Here is a 22,285-nt window from a genome sequence, read left to right as displayed (position 1 = left end):
GTTACTGCCTTGCGTGCTTTAACCCATTCGAATACGCGGATCAACCCAGCTTAGAATAAGATCAGATAACAGAGTACCTATTAACGCAAGCAGACCGGATAACATAACCAGCGCTGTTACGACGGAGAAATCGCGTTGGGTAATGGATTGCAGGAACAGCTGTCCGAGTCCCGGATAACCGAAAATGGATTCGATAAACAGATTGCCTGCCAGTACAGCCGTTAGATCATAGCCGAGAAAGGCTGCAATCGGCAGCAGCGAGTTACGCAGGATATGACGGGAATACACTTTGGATTCCGGCACTCCTTTGGAACGGGCTGTTTTTACAAAATCCTTAAGACGGGTATCAATTACTTCGTTACGCAGATACTGGATCGTCGCTGTAGTACTTACCAGTGCACCTGCACATGCCGGCAGGATCAGATGGTAGAATTTATTTACATAATACGACCATGTGCCCGGCTGCACGCCTACATCCACACTTCCGCTCGTTGGGAACCATCCCAATCGGAAGCCAAATACGAACAGCATCAATAAGGAGAAAATAAATATCGGAGTCGCAAAGCTTAGATACGTATAGCCGGTGATCGTCTTGTCCAGCAGGCTGTTCTGATACCTGCCGCTCAGAATTCCTAATGGAATCGAGATTACATAGGTAAGAATCAATATGGCTACACCAAGATAAAACGTATTGGCCAGTCTGCTTCCGATAAGATCAGTTACACCAACCTTATGTACATAGGATTTACCAAGGTCACCCTGGACCAGATTGCCCAGCCAGCGTCCATACTGCACCCAGGCCGGATCATTGAGTCCCAGTCTCTCGCGCTGCTCTTCCAGCACCTGTGCGCTGACTTTCGGGTTGGCTTCGATCGCTCCGCTAAGAGCATCGCCCGGCATCGCTTTGGCTACAAAAAAGATCAGTACACTGAGTATGAACAGCTGGGGAATCATGATCAGGATACGGCGAAGCGTGAATTTCCACATAATAGTTATCCCCCTTACTTTACGGTAGTGCTACCTGATGGGATGGGCTAATCGTTTTCAAAGCCAGCGGTTTGCCCTCCGCATCCATAAGCTCTTTCAGATCCTGCTGATATGACACCATGATTTTCTGCCGGGTCCGTGCACTTTCCTGACGCTGGGCCGGGTCAATGTTCGGAATCGCCGTAATCAGACGCTTCGTGTAAATATGCTGCGGATTCTCATAAATATCATCCGTATTGCCCTGCTCGACCAGACGGCCGCGATACATAATTCCGATCTGATCACACATATGACGGACGATGCCCAGATCATGACTGATGAACAGATACGTAAGATTGAATTCTTTCTGGATTTCTTTCATAAAGTTCAGTACCTGTGCCTGTACAGACACATCCAGCGCTGATACTGGCTCATCCGCAATAATCAGCTTGGGATTGAGCGTCAGCGCCCGGGCGATACCGATCCGCTGCCGCTGTCCGCCGGAAAATTCATGCGGATACTTGAAAGCCGCCTCGGGATTGAGACCGACTCGATCCAGCAGATTCTGCACACGGCGGCGTTCCTCATCCGGACTCAGCTTTTCAAAGTTACGCAGCGGCTCGGCGATAATATCCATCACCCGTTTCCGGCTGTTCAGCGAGGAGTAAGGGTCCTGGAAAATCATCTGGATATCCCTGCGCAGCGGATGCTGATTTTTGTGGGCGATCCGTGTCAGATCCTGCCCGTCAAAGGCTACGGTTCCATCCGTTATTTTATTTAAGCCGATAATGGCGCGGCCGGTAGTCGTCTTGCCACATCCCGATTCACCGACCAGTCCATATGTAGTTCCCGGTTCGATCTGGATAGACACTCCGTCTACCGCTTTGACATGATCCACGACACGCTGGAAAAAGCCGCCGCGAATCGGATAATGCACCTTGAGGTTATTTAGCTCCAGCAATGCCATCCATTACGATCCCCTTTCCCTCATCTTCAAAATGAAAATGCTGATAGCACGAGCAGCGTACCCAGTGCCCCGGACCAACTTCATCCAACTGAGGGTTCTGCACATGGGCAGTCTGCGGAATCCACGGAATACGTTCCGAGAACCGGCAGGAACCGCGCGGAATATTTTGCAGTGACGGTACACGTCCATGAATAACATGGAGCTGTTCCTGATCGGCATTGGCACCAGGCATGGAAGCCAGCAGGGATCGGGTGTACGGATGCAGCGGATTGTTGAACAGATCCATGACACTGGCAACTTCCACAATCTCTCCCGCATACATCACGACTACCCGGTCAGCCATCTCGGCTACAACGCCCAGATCATGAGTAATCAGCACAATACCGGCTTCTGTCTCTGCCTGCAGCTGCTTGAGCAGATCGAGGATCTGCGATTGAATCGTCACATCGAGCGCCGTCGTCGGCTCATCTGCGATAATCAGGGAAGGTCGACAAGCGATCGCGATAGCAATCATGACACGCTGCCGCATTCCTCCGGACAACTCATGTGGATACTGGTTATACACGCGCTGCGGATTCGTAATGTTTACATGTTCCAGCAGTTCATAAATGCGCTTCGTTTTTTCCTTTTTGGATAAAGTCGTATGATAGTCCAGATTCTCTTCAATCTGTCTGCCAATCGTCATCAGCGGGTTAAGCGCCGTCAGCGGATCCTGAAAAATCATCCCGATCTCTGAGCCACGAATTTTGTTCATCTGTCCAGGCGACAGTTGGTTAAGATCCTGCCCCTTAAAAATGAGTCCACCATCAATGCGTGTATTTTTGTTATCATGCAGTCGTGTCAGGGAAAGTGCCAAGGCACTCTTTCCACATCCCGACTCTCCTACGATAGCCAAAACCTCGTTTTTGTTAATGGTTAAATCCAGCTGATCGACAGCAGGATAATACTCATCCTTAATGCGGAAAGACACCGTCAGATCTTTGATTTGCAATACCGGTTCTGTATTCAAAATTCTGGTTGCCCCCTCACCTCAAACTTTAACGCAATGTAAACATTCCTCATAAGATTGTTATCATTTTATATTCATAATCTTCCACAGGTCAATAAAATTTATCTTTTTGCCAAAATGGACGAAAGATTTTAGTAAAAAAGCTATCACCAAATGTAATAAAGGTGATAGCTTTTGCCTATAGCGTTATCCTTATTTTACCTTATTATCCTGAGTTAGCAAGGGGTTTCTTGCTTTATCCCGCTTAGAAATTTTGAGATACTGCTCCAGCTCCCTGCACAGCTGCAAAATGGCAGAATACACTTCGAATTCCTCACGTGTAACCGGCAGTCTCGTTTTACGGAAATCTTCTTCGAATTGTAAAAGCAGCTTTTCTGTTTTCCCTGTGTAATACGGCGTTTTTACATCCTGGGCCAGCTGTTCGAAAATCTCGGCGGCCTGATCTCCCTGAGGCATCTTGCTGTATACCTGGGCAACGAGCTGCATCATGTTCTGAATGGAATCCAGATGCTGCTTGCGCATATAAAAATATACAATCCACGACTCATCCGGGTGCAGCATCTGGTTCTCCAGTTCGCGCTTGGCTGCTGTATGGCCCTGCTCCACCTTGGCGGCCGCCTGAATCACTTCTTCCCCATCCCATACATAGGCAGGTTCATGCAGTGTACGGGCAATCTGACCAAACATCTGGGACAGCAGATCATTGACTTCCTTGCGAATGGCATTCAGCCGCTTGTACGGATTGGGCATATACACTAGATTGACGATCGCTGCCGACCCGAGACCGATCAGCAGAAGCTCCACCTCAATCAGCATTGCCTGTGCAGTCAGCAGTCCACCATTGTAGATATGGACAACGATAACCGAACTGGTGACGATTCCTCCGCTGAAGCCGGCGCGGGTAATGATCGGAAAAGCAAGCAAAATATACAGCGCAAATACCCAGTGTTCAAATCCGAAAATAGAAAATAATACAAACGCACAAACCATCCCGATCAGTGATGCAAAAAAACGGGCAGATATCGTCTGAAGACTGCGTTTGCGTGTAACATCCACTCCCAGTATGGCGAGCAGTGCTGCCGACATTGCGCTGCTGATTCCCAGCGTACTGGCTGCTACTACAGCCAGCAGTGCAGCAATGGCGGTCTTGATCACGCGAAAGCCCATCGGTTATTCTCTCCTTACACTCTTCTCTTATAGTGTTTTCTATTTATAATCAACCTGACAAAAAGGGTATATGGTGTCACCCGAACATCCTGTCTGAACAGGTTGGATTTATCCAATTTCATATAACATCTATCCTACTGTATTTCGCCTGATCCTACAATGTGGACAACGACGCAAAAGCCTCTCCTCCACCTTTGGAAAAGTGAAAGAGAGGCTTAACGAACTGCGTTATTTGATAATCAAAAGATATACTGATCCAAGCAGTATAATGGGTAATTAGTTACATATTCGATGATAGAAGAACATACAGTCAGACCTATTGACTTTATAATGCTTTTTTTAATTCCAATTCTTTTTCTACTATTATAAGGGCCTACTCTAACAAATTAATACAGCCAGACCTAAAAACTGGATCAGACGAGTTTATAGATCTCTGTATATTTCTGCTCCAGATAATCGGCCAGATAATCCGGATTCAGCTCTTCACCAGTGATCGCCTGGATCAGTTCGGATGGCGTTCTGCTTTTACCGTAACGATAAATTTTATCGGTCAGCCATTCCTTAATCGGCAGCAGATTGCCTGCCGCGATCCATTGTTCAAACTCCGGCAGTTCCTTACGCATCGTATAGGTAATCTGGGCGGCATACATATTGCCAAGCGAATACGAAGCAAAGTAACCAAAGTCCCCGCCGGACCAGTGTACATCCTGCAGAACGCCCTGCGCGTCATTTGGCGGCGTGATACCCAGATACTCTTCATATTTGCTGTTCCATACTTTCGGCAGATCGGCGACAGCCAGATTCTCGTTGAAAATCATTTTCTCGATTTCATAACGGACAATAATGTGCAAATTGTATGTCAGCTCATCTGCTTCGATTCGGATCAGTGAATTTTCCACCACATTGGCAGCCCGGTAAAATTGTTCTTTGCTCACACCGGACAGCTGTTCCGGGAACAAGGACTGCAATTTATCGTAATAATGATCCCAGAATACACGGCTGCGGCCGACAATATTTTCCCAGAAACGGGACTGGGATTCATGAATTCCCATCGACGTACCGGTTGCCAGCGGTGTACCGACCAGGTCAGCCGAAATATTTTGCTCATACAGCGCATGTCCGCCTTCATGCAGGGAACTGAAAATGGCGCTCATCAGATCTTCCGGATAATAGTGCGTCGTGATGCGTACATCGCCCGGATTGAGTCCGGTTGCGAACGGATGCTCACTCTCATCCAGACGCCCTGCCTGGAAGTCATAGCCCATCTGCTCCAGCAGGAACAGGCCGATTTCTTCCTGTTTTTTCAGATCATACTCCTGCTTCAGGAATGAATTGTCCGGCTTGTTGCTTGATTGCTGGATTCTTTGCAGCAGCGGGACAAGACGTGATTTTAACCGGTCAAAAACGGCATCCAGCTTGGTTACCGTCATATCCGGCTCATACATATCGAGCAGCGTATCGTAGCGGGTATCCTTGACACCCCAGTAATCGATAAACTCGCGGTTCATCTCTACAATCTCCGACAGCATCGGTTCAAAGCCCTGGAAGTCGTTGTTATGCTTGGCTTCTTCCCAGACGGTCTGGGCATGTGTCGTCAGGCTGGAGTACTTTTGAATTCTCTCCGGCGGGATTTTCTGGCTGCGTTCGTATTCCTTGCGGCACTCTGTCACCGAGCGCTGATCGGTATCACTCAGCTGACTGAATACGTCGGTGCGGGACAGAAACTCAATATAGCCTCCCATCTCCTCGGAGATGGACAGCTTGAATACTTCGGTTGACAGCATCCCGATCGTTTCTGCACGCATTTCCGCACCTTTACGCGGAGCGCCGGTGCGCAGATCCCAGCCCAGCAGGCCGAGTGCTTCGTGGTAGCTGCTGATCTTGCGGACCAGCTGCCGGAATGAGCTTAATACCTGTTCTACGTTTTGTTCCATGATCGGGTACACCTCATTATTTGTATTTTGTAACTTTATCCATCTTGATGATACGTTTTTCAAACCGTATAATCAATGTTACATAATTTAATATTTTGGAATCAAGACATTTACAGACGTCAAAAACTGATGTAAAATCTATTCGTTTACATGAGAAAATGATGGATGGTTGTGCAGGAAAGTAATGAAAAGAATTATCAGGCAATTGTAGCCGATCATTCGAAGCTTCACCGTTCCATGATTCACCATCTGAAGTTTTAATTGAGGAGGAAATACAATGGATTCAGTTACAAATATTATGCAGCACAACGAGAAGTTCGTGCAGACCAAGGAATATGAAGCTTATCGCTCCAGTGCTTTTCCGGACAAAAAGCTGGTTATTCTGACATGTATGGATACACGCCTTACCGAGCTGCTGCCCAAGGCCATGAATATTCGCAACGGCGACGCCAAAATCATCAAAAACGCCGGCGCTGTTATCTCCCATCCATATGGAAGTGTTATGCGCAGCGTGCTGGTTGGACTATATGAGCTTCAGGCAGAAGAGGTTATCGTTGTCGGCCACTATGGCTGCGGTATGGCCGCACTGGACGCTGATCACATGATTAATGAGATCAAAGAGCGCGGCGTTTCCCCAACTGTATTGTCAACTCTGGAACATTCAGGAATTGATTTAAAAAGTTGGCTGCAGGGGTTTGGTAACGAAAAGCAAGGGGTAATAAACAGTGTGGAGATTATTAAGAATCATCCATTACTTCCCCCCCATGTACCAGTACACGGCATGATCATTGACCCCGCAACAGGTCAACTGGAATTGCTCGTGAATGGGTACACCCAACAAGAGACATCATTGTAGCAGAAATCGCGGGCCGGCTCCTTACATAATGAGGACTTAGCACAATCCGATTTACTGCTAAAGCCCGGATGAATTCATCCGGGTTATTTTTTTATCAGCTGCTGCTGCTGTTTATTTGGAAAAGTTGAATCTTTTTGCATACTCATACGTAAGCTTAATTATGACTATTTTTTGTCTAATATGTACTTACTTTTGTATGCTTTCTTCTATTTTGTTCGTCGATTTCTTGCGAAAGCATACAGTTGTAGTGTACACTTTATTGTAAATCGGCCGATTTGCTGCTTTAGAGATAGGAGAGACTGCTTATGAATACGCTATCGTATGGTTTACTTGCACTGCTTGCACGCAAACGTTCATCCGGATATGACCTGATGCTCAGAATCCAACCGTTCTGGCAAGCCAAACACAGTCAGATTTACCCACTGCTCTCACGTATGGAAGAGCAGCAGTTGTTGACAGCGGAATGGGTAAAACAAACAGACAAACCGGACAAAAAAATCTATGCCATTACTCCGCTTGGCGAGCAGCGTCTGCAAGAATGGATGCAAATGCCCGCCAGTGAACCGGTCACACGGGACGAGCTGGTACTCAAGGCGTTCTGTCTGTGGATTACGGACAAGGATACTGCACTCGCCCTGTTCCGCAAAAGATCCATCTTTTATCAGGAACAGATTCACTACTTTGAGCAGGCGATTCACAAAATGCCTGATGAGAGCCACCAGTTTGGTTCTCAAGATTTCGGATTGTATATTTTGCGTCAAAAAGCGCTCGGAACAGCAAGATCGAATATGGAATGGACGACCTGGGTGATCGATATGCTCAAAAATGCGACACCACCGGAAGTATCTTCTGAACCACAGCATTACTAGTACCATCCGGTAAACCGAATTTATTTAAAATTCGTCTAAAATCGTGAAACCGGTCGATCATCATTACGTATTACCGTAAGAGTACCCAAACACAATACCAACTAGGGGGATAATGGACATAATGAAAAAAGTGCTTATGGTCTTCATGGCATTCACAGTCGTTTTTGCTTCCCTTGGCATCTTTGCCAGCGATGCAGATGCAAGACGTGGTGGCGGCGGATTCAAATCCCAGCCAAAATCCTATACAAACACACCGAACCGCGCGGATAACAACAGCGGCAGCGTGAACAGCACCAACCGTTCCACTACCAACAACCGCAGTACTGCAGCTACAACAGGCAAACGCGGATTTTTCAGCGGCGGTAACTTCTTTACAGGCATGATGGTCGGTGGTCTGGCAGGTATGCTGTTCGGCAGCATGTTCGCGAACATGGGCTTTATGGGTAACTTCCTTGGCCTGTTGATTAACCTGATTGCTATCTATGTACTCTTCATTGCAGCTCGCGGAATCTATCGTATGATCCGTCAGCGTAAGAAATCCGCTGACCCTTACAACAGACGCTAATGGCAATGCGGCTTAGCATGGATGAGATTATTAATGCAGTATGTCTGAACATCGCAGAACGTAAAGGCATCCAGCCTACGGACGTCACTGTTCAGCTCGCCTGGGAAGAAGATACAGGCTATACAGCAGAGGTCTGGGCGCAAGGTCGCAGCCAGTACCTGATCGAAAGTAATCTCATTGAAGCGATTCTGCGGTATATGTTTTCCGAATACGACGCGAGAGTATTCCGGGAACAGGTTGAACTGATTATCAACGATGACGTAGAAGAGATTCAGGCTATTATTCACGACAATTAAGTAATTTTATTACTTCCAGCATAATATAGCATTTCAGCAAGCCCTCCTCTGTATCCCAACCGGTACATGGAGGGCTTTTATTTTTTGGTGACTGAATCGCAGCCTTGAATCATTTATAATATAGCGCTGGATAATGTATCGCTTTACCGGCCAGGCGAACGGATAAAACGCTTTCTTGTTGACATTCTGGCCGGAGCTTGTTAGAGTTTTAGTGAAATCAGAATATGAATTAGGGATGTTACCTGTTGGGCATAACCTGAATTCTCCTGTCTGCTTGTGATGAGCTGTCGGGAGAGTTCAGGTTTTTTATTTGCCTTGGACACCCTTACTCCAGACATATGGAAGGAGAACGACTATGACAACATTGAAGTTTCCGGACAATTTCTTATGGGGAGGCGCGATTGCGGCGAATCAGGCTGAAGGCGCTTACCTCGAAGATGGAAAGGGCCTGACGGTAGTGGATCTGCTTCCTACTGGCGAGAAAAGATACGAGATTATGAAAGGCTATCTCTCCTCTCTCACCCCACTCGAGGGAGAGTTCTATCCGGCTCATGAAGCGATTGACTTTTATCATCGTTATCCGGAAGATATTGCCCTGTTTGCCGAAATGGGATTCAAGGCACTGCGTGTCTCCATTTCCTGGGCACGTATTTTCCCGACCGGTGAAGATGCCGTACCGAATGAAGCAGGTCTTGCCTTTTATGACCGGATGTTCGATGAGCTGTTAAAACATGATATTCAGCCGGTAGTTACACTCGCTCATTTTGATGTACCGATACAGCTGATCGAGAAATATGGCAGCTGGCGCAGCCGCGAGCTGGTTACTCTGTTCGAGACGTATGCGCGTACCGTATTGGAACGTTACCGGGATAAAGTCAAATACTGGATGACCTTTAACGAGATCAATATGCTGCTGCATCTTCCTTTCCTCGGGGCAGGTCTCGTATTCAAGGAAGGCGATAATGTAAAGCAGATCCAGTACCAGGCAGCCCATCACCAGCTGGTCGCCAGTGCACTGGCGGTCAAAGCCTGTCATGAACTGATTCCGGATGGGCAGATCGGCTGTATGCTGGCTGCCGGCAGCTTTTATCCATATACATGCAATCCGGAAGATGTGTATCAGGGTATGGAAAAAGACCGCGAATCCTACTTCTTCATCGATGTGCAGTCCAGAGGGGAATATCCAGGTTATGCCCGCCGCTTCTTCCGCGATCATCAGTTGGACATTGTCATGGAATCGGGAGACGCGGAGATTCTGAAAAATAACACGGTTGATTATATCGGATTCAGCTATTATTCCAGCCGAACAACCAGCACAGATCCGGAAATTATCAAAAATATAACTTCCGGCAATGTATTCGGCTCGGTAGCCAACCCTTATCTGGACAAGTCTGAATGGGGTTGGACAATCGATCCAAAAGGATTCCGAATTACAGCCAATCAGCTGTATGACCGCTATCAGAAGCCTTTATTTGTAGTGGAAAATGGGCTGGGCGCAGCGGATGAGCCTGCTGCAGACGGCACTGTGAATGATGATTACCGGATCGATTATCTGCAGCGCCATATTGCCGAGATGAGCGAAGCGATTGAGGATGGTGTGGATATTATTGGTTACACCAGCTGGGGACCGATTGATATTGTCAGCGCTTCGTCCGGTGAAATGCGCAAGCGGTACGGTTATATTTATGTGGATCGTGATAATGAAGGTAACGGCTCTCTGGATCGCAGCCGTAAAAAGAGCTTTGACTGGTACAAGAATGTTATTGCGTCAAACGGTACGGATCTGGGACTATAAATGAACCGAATGAGGATTAACAATCATGTGGTCAGTGTCCATCAGACAAATAGTACCGAACTGGTCATAATGGGCCGGGTGGTCAGGGATTACCCGGACTGATTATGGAAATTATATCCTCTTTCCTTTCACCGAAGTTCCCGATCCGGCATTTGCTTCGAAAGCGAATATTCATGAAAAATTTATAGCAAAAACGACTGTTTCGTAATTAAACGAGAACAGTCGTTTTTTTGTTTATTTCATAGTTCATTTGGTAGTTCATTCCATGCTTTATTCCGTACGTTTATTCGGCAGAGTTGGCAGAGTTATTCAGCCGCACGATCCAGATCGACAGATACGATACACAGATCTTCCTGGTTGCGGCTCAGACGGGCCAGCTTGGTGAGGAACTTCTCGTTATCGATATCCAGCAGGCTGTGCGCATACTGTTCCAATTCACCGATGACTACCTTGGGATTGCTGCCCGGACGAGCGATCAATCCATTGGTGTACAGTACAATTCGTGTAGATTCGTTGTATTCCAGCGTCTGCGTGTTGATATTGGCATTCTGGTTCATACCGACCGGATCTGTTGTCACATTCAAGCGAGCCGATTTGCCGTCATTATTGAGCAGAAGTCCCGGGGTATGACCGGCATTGAAGTACTCCAGCTGCTTGGTCTCCAGATCAATCAGCATGTATATGGCTGTAAAGTAAGCTGTACGACGCGTCTTGCCGAACAATGTACGCATCTGGCGGTTGAGCTCGGCACATACCTCTTTGGGCTTGCGGTACATACCGATGATTCCATCGAGCAGGGAGCGGATCGACATGCTAATCAGTGCAGCTGCGATCCCGCTGCCGGGTACATCGATCAGCAGTACGCCACACTGCCGGTTATTGAACATTTTCCAATAGAACATGTCTCCAGATACTTCGGAAGATTGGAAGTATCTGCTGTGAATCTGAATGCCCGGCTCAGCCAATGGCGGCGTCAGCACACTGTTCTGCAGATGTTTGGCCAGCTGAAGATCTTTTTGAACCTTTTCTTCCCAGGATTTGCGGGAATCCATTTCCTTTTTCAGACGCAGTGCGGATTGGACGCGGGCCAGCAGCTCATAATCCGGACCACCCTTTTCGATAAAGTCCATACCTCCTGCTCCAAATGCTTCCTTGAAGTGCACACGGTCCGCTGTCAGGAAAATGACCGGCAGATCCTGATAGACCGGCAGACTTTTGATAAAGGTACAGGCCTGGATGCCATCAATATCCGGCATAACGATATCGAGCAGAATCAGATCGACCGAAGCGGCTTTGCGCGGTGCCTGATTATTATAAATGCCGAGGATCTGATAAGCTTCCTGGGCAGAAGTCGCCTTTTGTACATCTTCGTATCCGGCTGTTCTTAAAATATTCTCCATAAACGCTACATTCAATTTGGAATCATCAACAATTAGTATGCTGCTCATAAGCTCTCCCCCGAAGTCAGTATACTTATTATTCGTCAAAACAGTCTAATTATATAATAGCGGGTAAGTAAGAATCTTAAATAATTAATGTTACTTATTCGGTTGAACAAGACCTATTTGAACTAACTGTATAGAAGTGAAACACACCTATTGCAAATAAGCCAGTTAATCATTCTGCCACGAAATGATTAACTGACTTGTTCCCAAACTTCATTAAATTCAAGCAAAATGGCTGTACCTTCCGAACTGGTATGAAGCATAATTCGGTCTGCCAAAGTATACATAAGCGCAAAACCTTTGCCAAGCGAACTCTTACTGCTGTATCCTGATACCAGAATCGTTTTGGGCAGTTCATGTAGCGGGATACCTGAGCCATGATCTGTAATATAAATCTGATAACGCCCATTTTTACGATAAACGGCAATTCGGCCCTCTTCCGCATGTTTGATCAGATTGGTAACTGCCTCCGAGACAGCCAGCTTGATATTCATTACTTTTTTGGAACCTTGCTTTTGGATTTCCGTGGGAATATGCTGAACTGCCAGCGTACGGCTGGAAGACACGTCTGCCCGAGTATTCACTTCCATCTCATCCATCCATTCGCCCAGTTCATTCCTGATTTCATCCGGCTCTAGACAGATATCAATCTTACTATGAGATAATTTGCTGATAACATCTTTATAGGCACGCAGTGTATTTATATGGAGTTCCTCACGATATTGCAGTGCAGGTGTAATGTCATTGAGCACTATAGCCACCCAATCACTTTCAGGGTAAAAATGGGCTTCATACGTATTACCCTGACTGATCAGCACTTCATAAAAACTTTCCGAGAGAACCAGTGCACGTTCAGCAAGTACTTCAAGATCCTGTAATACCGTAAACGATACATCAGAATGAACTCGTAAGCTGTCTGTCCCTTGATATTTTAACAGACGAGTGCCTCCAGTAATACTTGATAGTTCACGGTGCTTCTTATCATGTTCTATGACGGAATTAAGCTCTGTAATGCTTCCGATATCCGTATACAGCATATGCTGCCTCAGGCAAGCAACCGTATCTACATGAATATGGCTAACCAGCTCCGGATCCAACTCTTTATGAGACATTCCTTTCAGTCTCCGGATCACTTCTTCATCCTGACTGAAATGTCTCATCAAATATTCGAGTTGATCGCACAGATAAATAATTCGAGATTCATATGGGATTTCTTTGGCTTGCAGCTTGGATGGATAACCTTTACCGTCATACCGTTCATGATGATAAAGAAGCCAGTTCGACATTTGTTTATCTCCCGTAATATTCAGAACAATATCAGCGCTATAAACAGGATGCGATTGATACTGTCTCTCTTCACTAAGTGATAAAGCGCCCCTTTTGGTCAAAATATCCAATGGAAGCATGATTTTCCCGATATCATGCATCGTAGCCATATTAACCAGATCGGCACGATTTTTTTTGGGATATCCAAGTAACTCCAGTAGATGTTCGCAGATAACCCCTACATTGTGTCCATGACCCTTTAATCGATTCGAGATACGAAGCTCACCAATGCGGATAAATTCTTCTATTCCACGACGTCGCAGCTCTACCTGACGAATGTATCCATAAGAGAAAAATATAACAAAGAAAAGAATAAATAAAATATATACCGTTTCATGAAGCATATATCCAAGCGAGAGATGTTCCAGAAAATGAGGAACAATAACTGTACACAGAACAATAGGCACTGTAAGCTCTTTTAATTTGATAACCAGATTGTGGCGCACCGGAATATTACCGTTTGCTTTTTTTCCCAATTCTCCTAGCAGCATAAATAGCAAGCTAAATGTCAGCGCTCCTATTCCTGCCTGAAGATAGATGGATGTCCCATCAATCATTTGGATCATCAAGTGAACCCCGAAAAAGCATAATACATATCTTCCCTGAGCAGCCAGTAATTGAAACAGACTAATCTGTGATGGTCGAAAGTCTGCCTTACGGAAGTGGTTGATCATGCTGCTTAGTGTAATGCCATATAGAGCCGGTATGGTTCCGTAAGCCAATAGCAGAATCAGAATACCGGCGAGACTGCCGCTATACTCCTCCCCGCTCAGCAGACGAACCGGGAACAGATCAAGCAAAGCAATTAGCAGAAGAATCGGAAACACTTGGAAAAGCAATAGACTACCGATCTCCCAGCTTATATAGCATATACTAATAATCCCCACTACACTCAGAGAGACAGTATATCTATTTTTTTTCATTTAACGAAAAATGGACTTACCCAGAATTTCGTCCAGCTGCAGTAATTCGAATACTTCCATCACTTCCGGCTGGGTCTTCTCGATCCATACCTGTCGTTCCTGTTCCTGTAAATTCTGCACCAGCTTAATAAGCAGACCGATACCGGAGGAATCCACAAACTGAACGGATTCCAAATTCAAAATAACAACAGCTGCTTTTGCCAATTCCGGTTCCAATTCTTCCTCAAATGTATCGCCTGCATCAATATCAATATCTCCCTCACAATAGACAACGATCTCTTCTCCAGTTAATTCCAAACGATATGAAAACATATTATTCCCTTCCTTTCCATACTAATTGATTATTCTCATCCAATTGAGCTATAACATGCTCGGCATCTTCAGCAAACTGATAAATTCGTTCACCTACCTGAATAGTAGTACCAGCCAGGATTTTGCCTGCTTTGATTTTGCCTTTTGCATCTACATGCAGACGGGTCGAACCAGTCCCTGGTGACCCCCCTTCCTGCAATATCATTCCTTCAGCAGCATAATAAGTTCCGCCTCGCAGGGCTCCAATAGCTTCCAGTCTGCCTTCGCAATGAAGATGAGCATTGTAAGTTCCTTTTTCCACAATGATATCGCCACCACAACGTACCGTACTGCTTTGAATATAATGCAATCGGGCAAAATTACGTTCCAACGTCGGAGTCACAGCCATGGTATACAAATAATTTGTTCGTCGGATAAAGCCTTCCAAATCTTCCGCCGTACGGAAATGACTTGATTCTTTATGCATAAACCCGGTTCGGATCTCATTGAAATATCGAGTCCATTCTTCTTTTAGTGTGGACTGATACTGTTCTTCCAACGTCATTAACCGCTGCAATTGTTCCATCATCCATTTGAATCTTCCCTGAAATAGAACCTGAAACAACGGTGCGAGTCCGGTTTGATTCATATCGTTAAGCTTAAATGCAGAAGCGCCACTCACCTGCCGAACAGCCTTTTTTAATAATTCGGTCTGCTCACGAAGATACATCAGCATTGGAGCAACCTGTCCATGGAACAGCTGCAGCTGCCCTACGACAACCTTGCTGCTAAGTATATTCGCATGGACGATTAATGAGTTTCCTGCAGTAATCTGCGCCATATTAACATTGCCTCGTACACGAATATTGCCCTCTGCTTCAACTTGCATCGTATCTTGTACGGCACCGCTAATCTCCACATCACCCTGAAAATGAATATTGCCTGTCGCCAGGTCAACATCCCCATTGTGCATCAGCTTGGGAATTATCGACAGCTTGATTAGACGTCCCTGTTTATTTGGGCTGGGCATACCCGATTTAAGAGCAATTGCGCTAAGTTTATCCTCGGATAGCATCACATCTTTGCCAGGGACGATTTGAATATCATGTACAGCCGGTGCCTGAACTCTGTTACCGTAAATATCAATTCCATCTGTTCCAGGATAAGCCGGGATGATCGTACCAATCATTTCACCCTCCAGAATGGAAGGGAATTCACGTGTCTCACGGTAATCAATCGTACCGTTCTCCCGCAATTTGGGCTGTACTTTGCGCGCTGTATCATTTGTTTTTAATTCAAACATTCCGTCATGACCATGTATCGGAGCACGTCCGGAAGCAATGACAAAGCTGCCTGCTTTGTCCGCACGACATGCTACTTCAATAACGGATTGATCTATACCAAAAATAATATTCAAATCGGTAAGCTGCTGATAAATCACCTCTGGATCAATTGCTGCAGGTATCTTTTTTTGAGCGACGCGCAGCATCAGACGAGTATCCGGCTCTGTATCCACCAAGTAGTTCACAATACAGTAACCAGGTTCTATTTTAAGGGTGGCGGTCATGCCATCTTTGGCGATATCAAGCTGCCAGATGGCATCTTTGGTTTCACTATCCAGTTTTACTTCAATGCTGTCTTCTCCGCTAACTGCAGCAGATTGACCTGCGAGCAAGGTTCTACCATTAATTACCACATCTTCGCTTTTGAACGCATCAATGATCGGCAAACTTCCTCCAGCTGGAATATTGATACATATCCGTCCCTCGGCAACCCAGATTTTCCCTTCCTCCTGTATATTTTTAGAAGGTGCATGTTCCGGTAGTCCTGCTGCCAATTCTGTGAGTGTAGATGTGCTGGAATTTGCCGTGGAGCCGGTTAGCTCTGTCATACCGATAACTCGCCCATCCAGTGAAGCTGGTATCATCTCACCATGAATATCCACAGGAGGAACGAAAGTTGTAGGCTGCGGTATGCTGGTAGCGAGCAGGCTTACTTTAACAACAGCCGGTTTGGAATTGAGCCCAAGAAATCCCCGGTTTTCACTATCAATAACTTCAATGCTAACTTCTTCTTTTTTGGCCCCCAACAGTGCAAGCGCCCGGTCTACTGCTTGCTCTACCGTTTTACCTTTGGAAATCACATTGCGTTCCATCTGCTACTCCTCCATTCCTGTACTATTTCAATTCAATTGACAAGATACAAATATCATCATCCCGCTGACGATTAAGGCGTTCCAGCTTGCCAACAAAAGCCCCGTTATCAAGATAATAAAGACTCTGTGCGTATTGCGAAAGCTGTTCAATACCGGTATGAATCGATGTTCCTGGCTTTTCTACCAAACCGTCCGTATATAATACGATCCGGGCAGGTGTCTCATAGGTTATCGTAACTGTATCCAATTTCATTTCCTGCTTGATTCCGATTGGTACGGTAGTCCCGTTTAATTTTACCGGTTCCTCATTCTGTCTGAACAGCAACCCGGGCGGATGCCCTGCGTTAAAATATTCGATTTCCTTTTTGTCCAGATCGATGAATAAGTAGATGGCCGTAAAATATGATGTACGCCGATTCTTACCGAACAATAATCTCATCTGCCGATTTAGCTCAGCACATACTTCTCTCGGCTTACGATACAGACCAACAATGTTATCCAGCAGTGAACGAATCGACATACTAATTAATGCAGCAGCAATGCCATGACCACATACATCAATTAGCAGCACTCCATACTGTCGCGGGCTAAACATTTTCCAGTAAAACATATCTCCAGATACTTCTGAGGACTGCATATACCAGCTATGAATACCAATGCTAGGCTCATCCAGTGGTGACATCAGTACACTACTCTGGAGATGTCTGGCCAGCTGAAGATCTTTTTGTACTTTTTCTTCCCATACTTTCCGGGCATCCATTTCTTTTTTGAGCTTCAACGCAGATTGTACACGTGTCAGAAGCTCATAATCAGGACCGCCCTTTTCAATAAAGTCCATACCTCCCGCGTTAAAGGCTTCTCTAAAATGTACACGGTCAGCAGTAAGGAAAATGATGGGTAAATCCTGATACACCGTTAATTTTTTGATTAGTGCGCATGCTTCAATCCCATCAATATCCGGCATCACAATATCCAGCAGGATCAGATCCACCGAAGCCGGTCTTCGCGGTGGCTGTCCGTTATGAATCCCGAGAATATGATAAGCTTCCTGTGCCGAATAAGCGGCCTGTATATCTTTATAACCAGCAGCCTGAAGCACATGAGTCAGATGCAATATATTCAAGCGGGAATCGTCTACAATCAATATGCTGCTCATGAGACCGCTCCCTTTAGGTCAGTATACTTATTCATCGTCATAATGTGCCTGTTATGTAATATAAAGTATGAAAAAGCCCGGGATAGAATGTGAGATTCTGTCCCGGGCTGCAGCATTTTTTATTTAAATGGTTGTAGATGTTGAAGATTATGGACTATCGCTCTCTAGAATGAAAGGGCTGCGGCAGTACTGCTACTTCATTTGCTCCTCATCAACCTCCTGAAACTGACGCTGTCGCAGCCATTCCCGTTTGTTCATCACAAGAGTGCTGGCAATCATATCGTGTAATCCCTGCTTACGCGGAGTCCAGCCAGCGATCATAAAGCCAATTCCGAAAATGTTGCTGAGCATTTTCCCCCAGTATCGTCCAGCAGCACGACCAAAACGCAGGGGCTGGTAATAACTGTCGACAGCCATAATCTTCATTGCCATTTTCCCGGGAGTAGCATGAAAACGGGAAGATTCAAATAGACTGAAGTACAACCATGGAAAAATCAGCTGTGTGAATTAGTCATTTCTGATTTTTGTGCTTCTTTTGGTTCATACATATTGTGGTGTTCCTCCGATAATTCATTTTGCTTTTGTACATAAATATAGAATTTGCATATAGCAGCGTATAATTACAATAGTCTTAAAGCGAAAACCAATCAAATCCCGCCTTTGATTCCTTTCTTGTTGAGAATCTAATTTTGCTCCCTGTACTTGGTAAATAAGTTTGCTTACTTTTAGAACTTTCAATTTCAACAAGTATATTTTTCCCTAAATAATAGCAGAACCTATTACTTTCCAAGTATCTCTACATAAGAAAAAAATGATATCTCTTATTTTTTAAAAGCCGATTCTCCTTATTATTCAAATTGGAATGAGTTTTGAATCGATTATCAAGGGTTTAGGGTGATCAGTGTTTTGTATATTATATAAGTTGAACTAAACAATTACACGTTCAAACAAAGTCGATCAATCACTTCTTGCGACTGCTGATTCACACGCGACAAGTATTTTCGGTGATAATCTATATGATCGTCGGATAGCTGCCAATCATACTGATTAAGGAATTGAGCAACTTTTGCTAAGACTTGATTCCGATGAACGACATCATTGTGCTTCGATTTAGCAAGGTAATGAGCGAGACTTAGCTCGACTTGCTCCTGTGACATCGGGTCTATGACATACTTGACGAAGATTTGGGTAAGTTCATCAAGATCAAAGCCATGTCCTAGTACATTCTCCCGCCGCATCAGGGTTAGGGCTGTATTTAGCGGTAGCCGTTTCATGGATGCACCCTCCCTTCTGCGGCGGCAGGGGCGGCTAGCTTTTGCTGAACGCTCCATTTCCTCCATAAGAGATACTGCCGCTGTGCTTCCTGTTCATCATAGCCGTTCTGTACCATGACATTCAGGATGGCGCGGGGGATGGAATTAGTGTAGCCATATAAGCAACTACGAAACCTTTCCCATGAGATGTCATACAGGACAACAAACGCCCGATGTGTTAGCCCTAGCTTCTGAATGCATTCTTTGACTGGATGCATCATGATAGATTTCTCCTTTCAAGTTGTCTTCCCTCATAGGTTAGACACTCTACAGGCAGGAATCAAACCAGACATACAGAAGCTTAGGGCGTTATTGAATTCTTGAATTTGTCACATCGGGAATCATCCATGAATAACAAGACTACATAGAAATTAACGGTAATTCCCTAATCAACTCCATTAGATTACCGCATCTCGTCACACTATCTGATGATTTTCTCATTCGGTTAAATCTTCGAACAGGCATGAAAAGTTGAATTTGCTTGACTTCGTTATCTCTCTCTAGCTTAACAGACGGTGCTTGATGCGCATGGGTGGCGGTAAATAAAAAAAACAGGTCAATCATGGTAGCATCTGACCATAATGACCTGTTTGATGTATCGGGATAGGGATATTTAGGTTATAAAAATAAAGCATATGATGTGCGTACAACCATATTTAGTAAAACTTCATATGGGGCTGATAAGGGTTAAGTCTGTTTGAGCATTGCTACCCATTTCACTCGGCACTGGCAGCCAATTCCTCTTAGCCACTTACTTCACATTTTTCTAACATCCATTTCTTTGCTTCATCTGATTTCAACAAAATCGGCTTCTCCAACGTACCAATATTAATACTTTTAATATGAGCTTCTTCTATACCTTTAATATTTTTTAAAGTCACTCCGCTTAATAATGTTTCTTCAAATGTCGCTACACTTATATCTATATTTTCTAGTCTTGCCCAACTAAAATCCGTTAAGTAAAACGATACATTAATCAAATTACAATCTAGTAAATATGCATTTCTAAATATTGCTTCCCAACAATCACCTTTACTAAATCTACTGTTTTTAATGACGCAGTTGGAAAAATCTGTATATCTAAGATCTGATTTATAAAAATCACATTTATCTAAATATGCATTTTTAAATGTTGACGAGGCTAATAATGATGTGTGAAAATCAATATTTTCCAGTCTGAGATCATCAAAAGTACACTCAGTTAAATATGCTTGTTCAAGCAATATATCGGATAAATCAATACTTCTTAAGTCCACTTCATCTAACTTTAACATTTCGCCTTCTTTACCAATTGTCTCAACCCACTTTTTATGCAAATCAAACTTCCTATTAAAATTCCCTTCCATTTTCCCACTCCTTAAGGATACCATATTATTTTATCTGTTACTCCTTCTTCATCAATTGCTTTCTTGAGTTGTTCAACATGCTCAGGCTCCATTTTTCTTGTGTCAATAATTACGTTGTTCCCATTATCAAATTCTTTTTGTAGCTTTTTCATACCTTGTTTGATAGTAAAGGCACCCTTTTTGGGATTTGTTATAGGAATTCCATTGTCACCACTTGGGTATGATTCAAAGCTTTTCACGTCCCACTTTAAACCTGAAGAAGTATCAATAAACTCTGCTCCATTTTCTGCTTGAGGATCACGTACTAGCTTTCCCAATTGACCTCTTTCTTCTACTGCTAATCCAACTTCCCTTTCCCTGATATTTTTAGGTTCTATTTTCCCATTACTTGCTGGATCTCGAGCTAAGTCATCCAATTCCTTCTGAGTTCTACCGCCCGTATAATTTCCAGCCTTATCATAAAGGTTAGGTTTGTTACCTTCTCCCGTCCCCTCAGACCGCATGTACCCATTCTTCCCCGGACTCGGTAAATCCTTCTCAGCGATCCGATGCACTGTACCATCTGCTCCAGCCACTTCTATTCCTGGATTCAGCTTCGCCATTCGTTTCATTCTTTTTTAATTGTGAGTATGCAAAAAAAGCTCATTCCTACTCATGGTTCAAGTGGGTAAGAGCTTTTGAAGTTTATCAAGTGTTTGAATTGTTTAGTATTTGGTTTGTTGGTTGTATTGTACGACCTACTCTCTACTGGTGTAAAGGGGCTACTTATTATCTTTTAACCATTTTCTAGCTTCTTCACCTACTAGAATATTTGGTTGTTCTGGCGTCCCAATATTGATGCTTTTTATAAAAGCCTCTTCTAGCCCCCGAACCCCAGTTAATTTAGCTCCTTTTAGCAATACTCTTTCAAACGTAGCTAACCGCACATCAGCATTAATCAATATTGCATTGCGAAAATCCGTCTCATCAAAAAGACCAGCTACTAAATTAGCATCTGATAAATCAGCTTGAACAAACACCGTCTCAATACATTCACTATCAGCAAGTCTTGCAGCTTTAACATTGGCATTTGTGAAGTCCACATACGAGACATTAGATTTACAAAAGTCTGCTCCTTCTAAATTTGTAGATATAAAAGTTGATGAACTTAGTAAAGATGAAGAGAAATCTTTGTGGTTTAAGTTCATGCCATCAAAGATACAAGCTGTTATATATGCTTGGTCTAATGGATATTGTGACAAATCCACATTTCGCAAATCAATTTCATCTATACCTAGTTTTTCGCCTTGTTCTCCAATAGTTTCAATCCAAAGACGGTGTGATTCTAATCGAGTCGTAATTTCTTTGATATCAGTTGTCATACCTAACCCTCCTATGGATACCAAATAATCCTATCTGATATCCCAGCTTTTTCAATTGCCTCTTTTAACTGTTCAACATGTTCAGGAATCATGTCTCTTTTATCCACAATTACATTGTAAGTTTTATCTAGTTCTTTATTAATCGCCTTCATCCCGTTATTTACTGTAAATGCGCCTTTCTTGGGTGAAGTATGACCATTTGGATAAGATACGAAACTTTTAACGTCCCATTTAACGTTATTTGTTGTATCAATAAATTCTGCTCCTCCGTTTCCTTCTGGGTCACGTACTATCTTCCCTAGTTTTCCTTGTTGTTCCAAATCTAGCCCTATCTCTCTTTCTTTTAAGCCTTGATCCCTAATTTTACCGCCATGTGAAGGATCGCCTGCTAAATCATCCAATTCCTTCTGAGTTCTACCGCCCGTATAATTTCCATCCTTATCATAAAAATTAGGTTTATTCCCTTTTCCCGTCCCCTCAGAACGCATATACCCGTTCTTTTCCGGACCCGGCAGATCCTTCTCCGCAATCCGGTACACCATCCC

The 22,285-nt window shown here is 44.3% G+C and carries 21 protein-coding genes and 1 pseudogene; 5 read left to right on the top strand and 17 right to left on the bottom strand.

Features of this window, described 5'->3' with window-relative positions:
- Positions 1–18 precede the first annotated feature (18 nt).
- The 5 genes from opp4B to WH45_RS08335 form a co-directional block, all read right to left on the bottom strand.
- Positions 19–987 carry an oligopeptide ABC transporter permease gene (gene opp4B, locus WH45_RS08355; protein ID WP_046213950.1) on the bottom strand — a complete coding sequence of 323 codons (969 nt, stop codon included), beginning with the start codon at positions 985–987 and terminating at the stop codon, positions 19–21.
- A 19-nt stretch (positions 988–1,006) separates the two neighbouring features.
- Positions 1,007–1,933, bottom strand: a complete 927-nt coding sequence (locus WH45_RS08350) for an ABC transporter ATP-binding protein (protein ID WP_046213949.1) — start codon at positions 1,931–1,933, stop codon at positions 1,007–1,009.
- Positions 1,911–2,942, bottom strand: coding sequence for an ABC transporter ATP-binding protein (locus WH45_RS08345; RefSeq protein ID WP_046213948.1), 1,032 nt, complete (start codon positions 2,940–2,942; stop codon positions 1,911–1,913). Before WH45_RS08345 ends, WH45_RS08350 begins: the two co-directional genes overlap by 23 nt.
- 192 nt (positions 2,943–3,134) lie before the next feature.
- Entirely contained in the window at positions 3,135–4,109 is a 975-nt protein-coding gene (locus tag WH45_RS08340; protein WP_046213947.1) for an aromatic acid exporter family protein, read from the bottom strand.
- A gap of 413 nt (positions 4,110–4,522) precedes the next feature.
- Positions 4,523–6,043, bottom strand: a complete 1,521-nt coding sequence (locus WH45_RS08335) for a carboxypeptidase M32 (protein WP_046213946.1) — start codon at positions 6,041–6,043, stop codon at positions 4,523–4,525.
- 277 nt (positions 6,044–6,320) lie between these two features.
- On the opposite strand from WH45_RS08335, the gene WH45_RS08330 reads away from it, so the two are divergent.
- The 5 genes from WH45_RS08330 (at position 6,321) to WH45_RS08310 (ending at position 10,424) form a co-directional block, all read left to right on the top strand.
- Positions 6,321–6,899, top strand: coding sequence for a beta-class carbonic anhydrase (locus WH45_RS08330; RefSeq protein WP_046213945.1), 579 nt, complete (start codon positions 6,321–6,323; stop codon positions 6,897–6,899).
- Positions 6,900–7,204: 305 nt separating this feature from the next.
- Positions 7,205–7,768, top strand: a complete 564-nt coding sequence (locus tag WH45_RS08325; protein WP_046213944.1) for a PadR family transcriptional regulator — start codon at positions 7,205–7,207, stop codon at positions 7,766–7,768.
- 121 nt (positions 7,769–7,889) lie between these two features.
- A complete protein-coding gene (locus WH45_RS08320) occupies positions 7,890–8,333 on the top strand; it encodes a hypothetical protein (protein ID WP_046213943.1) in 444 nt (147 codons plus the stop codon).
- 5 nt (positions 8,334–8,338) lie between these two features.
- Positions 8,339–8,629, top strand: a complete 291-nt coding sequence (locus tag WH45_RS08315; RefSeq protein WP_046214553.1) for a YxcD family protein — start codon at positions 8,339–8,341, stop codon at positions 8,627–8,629.
- A gap of 355 nt (positions 8,630–8,984) precedes the next feature.
- The gene (locus tag WH45_RS08310; RefSeq protein ID WP_046213942.1) at positions 8,985–10,424 is read left to right on the top strand and encodes a 6-phospho-beta-glucosidase; all 1,440 of its coding nucleotides are present in this window, start codon (positions 8,985–8,987) and stop codon (positions 10,422–10,424) included.
- Positions 10,425–10,729: 305 nt separating this feature from the next.
- Here the strand turns inward: WH45_RS08310 and WH45_RS08305 are convergent, their stop codons facing one another.
- The 12 genes and pseudogenes from WH45_RS08305 to WH45_RS23640 all read right to left on the bottom strand — a co-directional run.
- Positions 10,730–11,872: a PP2C family protein-serine/threonine phosphatase gene (locus tag WH45_RS08305; RefSeq protein ID WP_046213941.1), complete on the bottom strand. Its 1,143-nt coding sequence runs from the start codon at positions 11,870–11,872 to the stop codon at positions 10,730–10,732.
- A 188-nt stretch (positions 11,873–12,060) separates the two neighbouring features.
- The gene (locus WH45_RS08300; RefSeq protein WP_052723679.1) at positions 12,061–14,034 is read right to left on the bottom strand and encodes an HD domain-containing phosphohydrolase; all 1,974 of its coding nucleotides are present in this window, start codon (positions 14,032–14,034) and stop codon (positions 12,061–12,063) included.
- Between the two features lie 84 nt (positions 14,035–14,118).
- A complete protein-coding gene (locus WH45_RS08295) occupies positions 14,119–14,430 on the bottom strand; it encodes an STAS domain-containing protein (RefSeq protein WP_046213939.1) in 312 nt (103 codons plus the stop codon).
- 1 nt (position 14,431) lies between these two features.
- The gene (locus WH45_RS08290; RefSeq protein ID WP_046213938.1) at positions 14,432–16,564 is read right to left on the bottom strand and encodes a FapA family protein; all 2,133 of its coding nucleotides are present in this window, start codon (positions 16,562–16,564) and stop codon (positions 14,432–14,434) included.
- Positions 16,565–16,586: 22 nt separating this feature from the next.
- Positions 16,587–17,720, bottom strand: coding sequence for a PP2C family protein-serine/threonine phosphatase (locus WH45_RS08285; RefSeq protein ID WP_046213937.1), 1,134 nt, complete (start codon positions 17,718–17,720; stop codon positions 16,587–16,589).
- 192 nt (positions 17,721–17,912) lie between these two features.
- Entirely contained in the window at positions 17,913–18,203 is a 291-nt protein-coding gene (locus WH45_RS08280) for an RDD family protein (RefSeq protein ID WP_235338324.1), read from the bottom strand.
- A gap of 452 nt (positions 18,204–18,655) precedes the next feature.
- Positions 18,656–18,994: a hypothetical protein gene (locus tag WH45_RS08275; protein WP_046213936.1), complete on the bottom strand. Its 339-nt coding sequence runs from the start codon at positions 18,992–18,994 to the stop codon at positions 18,656–18,658.
- Positions 18,991–19,254 (bottom strand): hypothetical protein, encoded by a 264-nt coding sequence (locus WH45_RS23645; protein WP_046213935.1) that lies wholly within the window; start codon positions 19,252–19,254, stop codon positions 18,991–18,993. The genes WH45_RS08275 and WH45_RS23645 overlap by 4 nt, the downstream gene beginning before the upstream one ends.
- Positions 19,255–19,776: 522 nt before the next feature.
- Positions 19,777–20,379, bottom strand: coding sequence for a pentapeptide repeat-containing protein (locus tag WH45_RS08265; protein ID WP_046213934.1), 603 nt, complete (start codon positions 20,377–20,379; stop codon positions 19,777–19,779).
- A gap of 11 nt (positions 20,380–20,390) precedes the next feature.
- Positions 20,391–20,981, bottom strand: coding sequence for a hypothetical protein (locus WH45_RS08260; RefSeq protein ID WP_152663521.1), 591 nt, complete (start codon positions 20,979–20,981; stop codon positions 20,391–20,393).
- A gap of 159 nt (positions 20,982–21,140) precedes the next feature.
- The gene (locus tag WH45_RS08255; RefSeq protein ID WP_046213932.1) at positions 21,141–21,740 is read right to left on the bottom strand and encodes a pentapeptide repeat-containing protein; all 600 of its coding nucleotides are present in this window, start codon (positions 21,738–21,740) and stop codon (positions 21,141–21,143) included.
- Positions 21,741–21,751: 11 nt separating this feature from the next.
- Positions 21,752–22,285: pseudogene (locus WH45_RS23640) on the bottom strand (late control protein); the annotation flags it as partial.

Source organism: Paenibacillus wulumuqiensis, assembly GCF_000971965.1.
Taxonomy (GTDB): domain Bacteria; phylum Bacillota; class Bacilli; order Paenibacillales; family Paenibacillaceae; genus Saccharibacillus; species Saccharibacillus wulumuqiensis.
Note: the sequence above shows the minus strand (reverse complement) of the source record. Positions and strands in the feature narration are given on the sequence as shown.